Below are 8774 nucleotides of genomic sequence, written 5' to 3' on the forward strand. Positions count from 1 at the left end.
GGCACCCGCCCATTGGCACCCTGGGGTCTTGTCCTCGCCGGAATTGTCGCGATCTCAGTCATGCTTTTGTTTCTTGGCCACGAACCCGAAATGCCACTCATCAGCCAGCCCGAGCTTAGAGGGCTGCGTTTCGTCGGTGGTGTTACCATAAAACCGGAATTCTCCGCCCTCCTAATCGCGATCATGGCGTTTGGCGGCGCCTATATTGGAGAGGTCGTGCGCGGCGGATTTCTGTCCGTCGACAAGGGCCGCCTTGAAGCCGCCCGAGCCCTTGGCCTCTCTAACGCGCAGATCAACCGGTTCATCCGGATCCCGCTGGCGATACGCGCCATGCTGCCCGCACTTACAAACCAGTATGTTTGGCTGATGAAGGCAACGACACTTGGCATCGCCATCGGATATCCGGACTACTTCATGGTCGTATCAACCTCGATCAACCAAAGTGGTCAGACCATGGAACTTCTGTTGCTCTTGATGGTCGGCTTCCTTCTAATCAATTATACCATCAGCGGGACCATGAACTGGATAAATGGCCGTCTCGCAATCAAGGGGCGCAGCTGACATGACCGGCGGAGCTTTGTCCCGACCGCCACCCGCAATGGCCGGTCGCCTCCATCAACTCAGAAAACGGCTATTTTCGAACTGGTTCGATGGGATTGTCACACTACTCGCCGGCGCCGCGCTGGTGTCGATCGTCGTCAATCTGGTGGACTGGGCGTTCTTGAATGCCGTCTGGAGCGAGGCCGACGTCAGCCAGTGCCGCGAGGTCTCGGGTGCCTGCTGGTCCGTTATTGACGCGCGCGGACGCCTGGTCTTGTTCGGCCTCTATCCATTTGATCAGCACTGGCGTTCGACATTGGCCTGTCTGATCATCGTCATCACCATGATCCTGTCCTGCCTGCCCGCACTGTGGGGCATAAAGCGATTGTCCGCACTGTGGATCGCCGGGTTCGGCACCTTTGTAGTCTTGATGTACGGCGGTATCTTCGGACTGTCGGTTGTGACCACTGAACAATGGGGCGGCCTCTCGCTGACGGTGTTCATCTTTGCGGGGGTTATCGTTCTTGGAATGCCGATGGCCGTTGGCCTTGCGCTGGCGCGCCGCTCGAAGTTGCCGGTCATCCATTGGCTGGCCGCAATTTTCATTGATACTGTGCGTTCCCTGCCGCTTTTGACTATTCTGTTCGCCGCAGCGGTCGTCGTGCCATTTGTTGTCCCTCAATGGGCGCAAGGTGACAAGCTGGGCCGGGTCGTCGTTGCCTTCGCTATTTTCTACGCCGCCTATCAGGCCGAAATTATCCGCGCGGGCATCCAGTCGATCCCATCCGGGCAGGAGGAAGCGGCGCAGGCACTTGGCATGAATTACCGTTCGGTTGTTTTGGACATCATTCTCCCTCAGGCATTCCGCAACACGCTTCCCTCAACAATCAATCAGGTCGTCATTACCTTCAAGGAAACCTCAATCGTCACAATTATTGGCTTTTTCGATGTCACCGCCTCGGCTTCGGCTGCAGTCGGTCGCGGTGAATGGGGTGCCTATTACATCGAAATCTATGTCTTCGTCGCGCTCATATATTTCGTCTTTGTCTTCGGCCTGTCGCGCTACGGCGCATATCTCGAACGCCGCACGAGGCTCCACCATGGCTGATCTCGCAATCCGGATCCGCGGCGTGAATAAACGCTTCGGGGACTTTGACGCTCTCAAATCCATCGACTTGAACGTGGCCAGCGGCGAGAGGGTCGTCATCTGCGGCCCCTCTGGCTCAGGGAAATCCACGCTAATCCGCTGCATCAACCGCCTAGAAGTCCACGACACAGGCAGTATCGAAGTCGAAGGCGTGGAGCTGTCCGATGACGACGACGCGATCCGCGATGTGCGCCGCGAAGTCGGCATGGTTTTTCAGGACTTCAATCTCTTCCCGCACCTGACGACTTTGGAAAACTGCACGCTTCCTCGCATCCGTGTGCGTGGTGCCTTGCGCGCAGAAGCCGAAGCGCTGGCACGTCAGGAATTGACGCGTATGCGCATTGCAGAACAGGCGGAAAAGTACCCCGACGAACTATCCGGCGGCCAACAACAGCGTGTCGCCATTGCGCGCGCATTGTGTCTGCAACCGCGCATCATGCTGTTTGACGAACCCACATCGGCGCTTGATCCCGAAATGATTGGCGAAGTTCTCGATGCGATGGTGGCTCTTGCCGAAGATGGAATGACAATGATCTGCGTCACGCATGAAATGGGCTTTGCCAGAAAGGTCGCCGACCGCGTGGTGTTTATGGCTGATGGCCGCATCGTCGAAGAAGGCCCCCCTGATACATTCTTTGACGCCCCCCGCGAAGATGCGACCCGGCACTTCCTTGATCAAATTCTGGGCGCCTGACCGTGCGGAGCACAAGAACAGTTTATGTCGTCAGCCCACATGCCGGGGGTGAGGTTGGCGATGTCATCTTCGGAGGCGTCGCGCGCGCGCCGACGACACACTTTGGGAGCAACGTGACTTTATAGCCCTTGATGAAAAGCTGCGGAATTTCGTTCTGAACGAACCGCGCGGCGGTGTGTTTCGCGATGTTAACTTACTCGTCCCACCGAAAAACTGAGTGCCTACATGGGTTTCATCATCATGGAAGCCGCCGACACCCCTCCAATGTCGGGATCGAACACGATCTGCGGTGCCACTGTTCTTCTGGAAGCGGGCATTCTCCCCATGCTGGAGCGCCAGACCCGCTTCCTCTCAGGGCGCAATTCAGCGTCACGTTTGGCGCGATCCGACGCCTTGTCTGGATCACGTTCGACGGCCAGGGGCGCATAAAACGTCGAAGGGGCAATCTGCAAAACACGGCAGATTGGCTCGACCTCACACAGCTCCCGGTGCTCTTTCCCTCTCATCGATACTGCGTATCGACTTCCGGGGAGTGGATAAAACTGATCATTTCCGAAACGGGCGGCCGAGCTCCGTCCTGCGTCCCGGCAGTCGTTTGGAGAGCAAACGATGAGAGTGGGAGCAAAATACGCTGATGCTTTTTTCAAGATCTCGCTGGCCTGCCGGAGTTGGCGGTTCTCACGATCCAAAGCTTTGATCCGATCCCGTTCAGCAGTCGTCACGCCATCACGCTGAACCCAAGCCCGGGCGTATCAGGCCCACAGCTAATCTTGGGCGCAATCGATTTGATCGCAGCAGATCGACTGTCAAATTCACCCTGATGCTCAAACACCATCCGCACAGCACGTTCGCGTACATCTTATCTATTTCCACATTTGTTCTTTTCCATAACCCAGTATCCTTACTTCTGGGTCGCCGGCAAACAAGGGACGGTTCAATTTGAGAAGCTGCCACTCGCTACAGAACTGCTCGGTCGCAATCCAAACTGGACGATCTCTGCACCTGTTCGATGCTTCTCATAAGGATTTTCCGGACTTACGCTGCAAGTGCGCGCTCGCTTCCATCTCACCATTCTGCCCGACTGAACAAGGCAAGCGTTCAGACGGCTCACCTGCGGGCTCTGGCAGAGCGATGCAAAGGCGACGGCCAGCCGGGCACCCTGATCCAAGTCAATTGATGCGCTGGGAAGCTGTGCCACACTCGGTGGCAATGAAGGGGAAGGCTGTCATGGAAGACCTAGTCAAACTCGGGCAGGTATTGGTTCAGGCGATGCGGGATCGTCGTGGCATTGCGCATGTCGACGACATCTATGCCGAAAACGCGGAGTCGGTTGAGGCGGTTGTGCCACCCGGGCGCGACGTGCGGATCGTCAGGGGCCGGGGCGCGATCAAAGCGAAACGTGAGGATTGGGTGGCAACGCATGACATCCAAAAGCTCGATGCGGACGGGCCCTATATCCACCCGCCCAACCGGTTCGCAGTGCGCTTCGAGGCCGAGGTGACGCAGAAAGCCAGCGGTCGGCAGATGACCCTGCGCGAGGTCGCAGTTTATTCGGTCGAAGAGGGTAAGATCGTCCGCGAAGAGTTTTTCATGTTGCCGAAATAGGCGGCGCGCCGGGCACAACTGCCAGTCACCCGCGGACAACCTCTTCGGCAAGAAGCGCCCACTTCGCATACGGATAGGGTCGTGCAACGTCGGTCCCGGCGCGGCGATCCCAGTAAATGGCATTGGACATGCCGCCCTCGACCCTATGCACGAGCGAGCGGATAGCCTCGAAGAAGCGCTCGCATTCGTGCGCTTGAGCAACTTTGCGGGCGCGTTCGCCCGCCCCGCCCCAAAACGTATTTGTCCGCTCGACGGCCGTTCGCAGGCAGTGAAGTTAAGAGCTGCTAAGTCCGGCATACCGGACATTGCCGTCGTCAATTTCGCTGTGGCACGAGTGAACGGCCGCTTTTTCCGTCGCGTTGCGGCTTGGTTTTCCACTGCTTCGCAGCGATAGGGTTTCTGCGAATGCGCGCAGCAAGAATGCGGCCCTTCTCCTTTGGGTTGAAGCGATATTCCGGTTATTTAGATCGAACGGTAGATTTGTCGCGCAGAGCAGACATCGGCCTCGGAATCAAACGGCCCCAACACCTCGACCTAACCTCAAAATCCGAATTGCTCGAACCGAATTGATCCGTCCCACCACTATCATTCCTCGCCGCATAGCGTATGGGAAGTGGTTCACTACGGAGAATGAATGATGCGAGCTTCACAGAGTGTCCCTGAACTGGTTGCGGCGGCGCAGGCCAATGCAAAGACGTCCGAAGATTGCGTTTCAGGAATTCTGAAACTTATGGACGGGCAGAACGGGTCCGACGCCCAAGTTAAGGAACTTCGCGCCGCGACTGACGCGCTTGAATTGGCGGCGGTCGATATATTCTCTCTTTTCGAAGCGCGGATGCAGCACCACTTTAGACGGGGCCCGTTTTCACGCAAATTGAAATCATTGCTGTTGGAATCTGAGCAAACTGACCTCGCCGATAGGGTTCACCAATATTATCTGGCGATCAACGTGCTGAAGCATGGAAAAGGAGCGAGTTATCGGGAGCTACTCAATACTCCAAGCTCTCTTTTTGTTATTAAACCGATCGAAGACATCATCGCCGATGAAGCGCACGCACCTGCAGGCCTTATAGATGTCACTGTACCGGGCTTTTTTGATGGGCTGACCACGACTATTCTTGAGGCCTACCATTTCCTTGAAAATAGATAGGTTTATGGGCTGTTGAGCGACAACCATCTTGGCCGGTAGCGACACCACCTTGGCCAAATACACGCCGTTACGCCCTTCGCCCTCAGCAATTGACAGCGCAGACGGACCCGCCTGAAAGAGCGCGTTATGCTTCAGGAGAAACGGGACAGGTTCAGTTCCAAACAGATAACCCTCTTGGGCAAAGCGATCTTCCCACATGTCATGGTGCCTATTGTGTGAACTCACGGTCGTCGAGTGTAAGCGCCAAACGGGATCTGATGCGGACCGGTGGGCGGATGTCGCATTATATGCCTTTGAAAGAGAAGTGCCGCACTAAAAAAACGAGGCTGTCACCCAATGGCTGCGTTTTGTCATCCCGCGAAGCTAGGTCACCACCCTGCCCGCCTCAACGCAATTTTTTCTGACGGTGCCATCTTATTTAAGATTCTCTATTGCCAATGAAAAAAGCCCCAAAAGAGATATCAAATCGCACTAAACTGTCCCACACGCGCTTACGACAGACAGAACCTGATCCACTTCGGCAATGTCACCTGTAATGGAGTGCATGCTTTACTAAGCCGCACCGAGCCTTCGAGCCGGGGTCCGCGTATGCAAGAATGGATTGACGAATACCGTGGCTCGCGGTGCGTTCTAGTTGGTTAAAACACCAACCCCTGCACCCACGGCGGCGCCCGCAACGCAGCGACCGTCAGCCAACACCTCTCCGGCGGCGCAGCCGATTGCGCCGCCTATGATGGCACGCTCCAAATTGGAATTGGCCCTGTCACAAGCAGAAAGCCCTACTATGGCAATAACTACCGTGAGGCTAAAAATTCTCCGCATACCGCAACTCCTTGTATCTTGTTAAGAAATGAAAAAACGTGTCGAAGGCCGATCATCTAAACAGGTGTTGCACTTCCGCAGTTGAAGTACCGCCAAAAATTGTATTTCCGGACCCGCTGAAGTCTGAGAGCGGCCACGAAGAATCTAACTCTCGTGAGCTCCCCGGATCTCGCTGATGGCTCGTCGCACGGACTGCCAAGTTTGAGCCTCAGCCTCGTTTCCTTCCTCCTGATATTTCTTTGCCTTTTGCGCCGCCTCTGCCTCGGCCTTGTCGCCATGTGCGTTGTAGAGCGATTGTGCGTACTCTGCGATCTTTGCCACATCCATCAGTGGGCCTCCTTCAATTTGACGTTCTATCAGACTGGCTATGTGCCAAGTGTATTTGTGAACAGATCATCACAACTTCTGTTTAAGCGACATGATCTACGTCAATCTGTAAGGATGGTCTGCTCTGGGCCGAGGTCTGCAATGCGGAGAGGCTGTCTGAAAACTATCGAGAGCTTTTACAAATGCCAGAAATTGCCAGATTTGGGCGCGCTCTGGTCGATCTGAACCATCAAACTAGCAACTCCCGAAAACGAGCGGCGCGAAATCATGAAGAATCGCGAGTTTTCACACAGCCTCCGGACAAAGCCGCCGTTTGCAGTTGCGGCGGATGCAACTGTGAAAAATCCAAGGCGACGTTCGCGATTGCGGAAACAAAAACTCGGCAGCGCGGCGCTGCAATCTCTGAAGCAGTCAATCAAAGTCATACCTAATTTGGGGGTTCAATCCTGACCCTCGTTCAACTCGTACTTTCAATCTACCCGACCAAGTCTTGCTGGTCCGACAGAAACCGTAACAAGCGCATCTTAACAATACGCATCTGCTGTGTTTCGACAGCGTCGACATGGTGCGCAACCCATAACGGAGCACTCAGCATTGGCATGGACTTTGGAAGTCTAACCAGACGATCATCGCCATCCCCGACAAAACAAGGCAGCACAGCGATGCCATGTCCCAGCGCCGCCAGTGCCTGTAAAGTCAGGAAACTGTCTGCCGATGTCGTGATTTGACCGGCGGGTACATTGGCGTCCATCCACGTCGCTGCAACAGAGCGCGACAAAGGGCCGGACAACCCCAACCAATTGGCCTGCTCGTGGTCGACAGCATATGCAGCAAAGCCCAATTCTGTTGCGACTTCCCCAACCATGTCCTCTGGCAGTTGCAAAGAGGGACGGATTGCAATGCTGGCTTGGTCCCTTGAAAGATCCAGATGCGTATTGCTACTCAACAGCGTGATGGCGAGGTTCTGCTCCTCGGCCCGCATTGCCGCAACAAATCGTGGCAATACTGCCCCACACAGAGTGTCGGTTGATGTAACTCTGACAGTACCATTCAGTGTCAAACGCCCGCCGCTCGCAAGTCTGTGGACCGCCTGCACCGCGACCTCAGCCTCCTGTGCAGCGCGAATGACATGTGCGCAATCCGAGAGCAGCCGATATCCTTGGGATGTGCGTTCAAACAACGTGGTTCCGTATCGTTCCTCGAATGCGGCAATCCGGCGCAGTACGGTCGCATGGTTGACGTTCAGGTGCTTGGACGCTTGCAGCACAGATCCAGTATCCGCCACTGCCAGGACAAAGCGTAAATCGTCCCAATTTTCGTTGTGCATTAATCCATAACCAATTCTGCAAATATGGTGACTGTTATCACATTTACGAACAATTATGCTGTGGGCAATCAAAAATCGAAACTCACCCCACAAAGGAGTATTAGAATGGGCAAATCAACTCTGGCCATTATGTCGGCGGTTGTCGGCTCTATTGCCGTGCTTGCCTCTGCTGATGGTCACATCAGCGATAAGCAGATCGCTGCTGCCATAAAGGCTCGACAGTCTCAAATGCAGCTTCACGCTTTCAATCTCGGCCTCCTCGGAGCCATGGCAAAACAAGAAACGCCCTATGATGCTGCTGCGGCAAGCGGCGCGGCGGATAACCTCGCGGCCCTCGCGTCGCTAAGCCAGGCTGGGTACTGGTTGCCCGGTTCTGACAGCGACAGTGTAGAAGGCACTCGCGCACTTCCCGCGATTTGGGCCTCGGACAGCAAGATTGGTGAAAAGGGCAAAGATTTTGTGGATGCCGCTTTGGCCATGCAATCAGCAGCGGGTACGGACTTGGGCGCATTGCAGGCTGCGATGGGGCCCGTTGGCAAAAGCTGTGGCGGGTGCCACGAAAGCTACCGCAAGCCGAAAGGCTAGGAAAATGAGGGAATAGGGGACGGTCCTGTCTGAGGAAACTAGCTTGAGCCGGTTAGGGTGGCAATTTAGCGTCTCCGGATGATAAATCACTCCCCTTTCCGCTACTTCAAGACGTCTCCCGAAATCATCCGCTTGGCGGTTATGATTTATGTGTGTTATCCATTTTCGCTTCGAAGTGTGGAAGATTTGCTGCACGAGCGCGGTGTTGATATTAGCCATGAAACGATCCGGTTTTGGTGGACTCGGTTCGGCCCATTGTTCGCCGTGGAGATCCGTAAAAACCGGGTCAATCGGATGCGTACTCATTCGAATTGGCAATGGCATCTGGACGAAATTTTTGTGAAGATCAACGGTGAAACGCACTACCTGTGGCAGGCTTTAGATCACGAAGGTGAGGTGCTCGGAAAGCTATTTTGCCAAGCGCCGCGATCGCAAAGCAGCATTGAAATTCAGGAAAACAATGAAGCACTTTGGCCAACCACATGTCATCGTGACCGATCTACTGCGGTCTTACGGCGCCGCAATGAAGGTCATCGGCAACGCAGATCGCCAGGAAGCAGGGCGCTGGCTCAACAAC

The 8774-nt window shown here is 55.2% G+C and carries 9 protein-coding genes and 3 pseudogenes; 8 read left to right on the forward strand and 4 right to left on the reverse strand.

Annotation, left to right across the window (positions count from 1 at the left end):
* From AC221Y_RS16230 to AC221Y_RS16245, 4 genes and pseudogenes are all read left to right on the forward strand, one after another.
* The coding region (locus tag AC221Y_RS16230) for an ABC transporter permease subunit (protein ID WP_486707753.1) at positions 1-561 on the forward strand (561 nt) is incomplete at its 5' end.
* A 1-nt stretch (position 562) separates the two neighbouring features.
* Positions 563-1648 carry an amino acid ABC transporter permease gene (locus AC221Y_RS16235; RefSeq protein ID WP_299757145.1) on the forward strand — a complete coding sequence of 362 codons (1086 nt, stop codon included), beginning with the start codon at positions 563-565 and terminating at the stop codon, positions 1646-1648.
* Entirely contained in the window at positions 1641-2381 is a 741-nt protein-coding gene (locus AC221Y_RS16240) for an amino acid ABC transporter ATP-binding protein (protein ID WP_299757148.1), read from the forward strand. The genes AC221Y_RS16235 and AC221Y_RS16240 overlap by 8 nt, the downstream gene beginning before the upstream one ends.
* 2 nt (positions 2382-2383) lie before the next feature.
* Positions 2384-2718 (forward strand): annotated as a pseudogene (locus tag AC221Y_RS16245) (proline racemase family protein); the annotation flags it as partial.
* Here the strand turns inward: AC221Y_RS16245 and AC221Y_RS16250 are convergent.
* Positions 2717-3216, reverse strand: a pseudogene (locus tag AC221Y_RS16250) (hypothetical protein); the annotation flags it as partial. The pseudogenes AC221Y_RS16245 and AC221Y_RS16250 sit on opposite strands and share 2 nt — an antisense overlap.
* A gap of 392 nt (positions 3217-3608) precedes the next feature.
* On the opposite strand from AC221Y_RS16250, the gene AC221Y_RS16255 reads away from it, so the two are divergent.
* Both AC221Y_RS16255 and AC221Y_RS16260 read left to right on the forward strand, forming a co-directional pair.
* On the forward strand, positions 3609-3986 hold the full coding sequence (locus AC221Y_RS16255) for a nuclear transport factor 2 family protein (protein ID WP_299757150.1): 378 nt from the start codon (positions 3609-3611) through the stop codon (positions 3984-3986).
* A gap of 730 nt (positions 3987-4716) precedes the next feature.
* Positions 4717-5136, forward strand: a complete 420-nt coding sequence (locus AC221Y_RS16260) for a hypothetical protein (protein ID WP_486707754.1) — start codon at positions 4717-4719, stop codon at positions 5134-5136.
* A gap of 630 nt (positions 5137-5766) precedes the next feature.
* Here the strand turns inward: AC221Y_RS16260 and AC221Y_RS16265 are convergent.
* From AC221Y_RS16265 to AC221Y_RS16275, 3 genes are all read right to left on the reverse strand, one after another.
* Positions 5767-5958: a hypothetical protein gene (locus AC221Y_RS16265; protein WP_299757215.1), complete on the reverse strand. Its 192-nt coding sequence runs from the start codon at positions 5956-5958 to the stop codon at positions 5767-5769.
* Positions 5959-6102: 144 nt separating this feature from the next.
* Positions 6103-6285 (reverse strand): hypothetical protein, encoded by a 183-nt coding sequence (locus AC221Y_RS16270; protein WP_299757213.1) that lies wholly within the window; start codon positions 6283-6285, stop codon positions 6103-6105.
* Between the two features lie 475 nt (positions 6286-6760).
* The gene (locus AC221Y_RS16275; protein WP_299757210.1) at positions 6761-7612 is read right to left on the reverse strand and encodes a LysR family transcriptional regulator; all 852 of its coding nucleotides are present in this window, start codon (positions 7610-7612) and stop codon (positions 6761-6763) included.
* Positions 7613-7717: 105 nt separating this feature from the next.
* Between AC221Y_RS16275 and AC221Y_RS16280 the strand changes: the two genes are divergently transcribed.
* Together AC221Y_RS16280 and AC221Y_RS16285 are read left to right on the forward strand one after the other, a co-directional pair.
* Entirely contained in the window at positions 7718-8197 is a 480-nt protein-coding gene (locus AC221Y_RS16280) for a c-type cytochrome (RefSeq protein ID WP_486707755.1), read from the forward strand.
* 78 nt (positions 8198-8275) lie between these two features.
* Positions 8276-8774 (forward strand): annotated as a pseudogene (locus AC221Y_RS16285) (IS6 family transposase); the annotation flags it as partial.

Source organism: Boseongicola sp., from assembly GCF_057460485.1.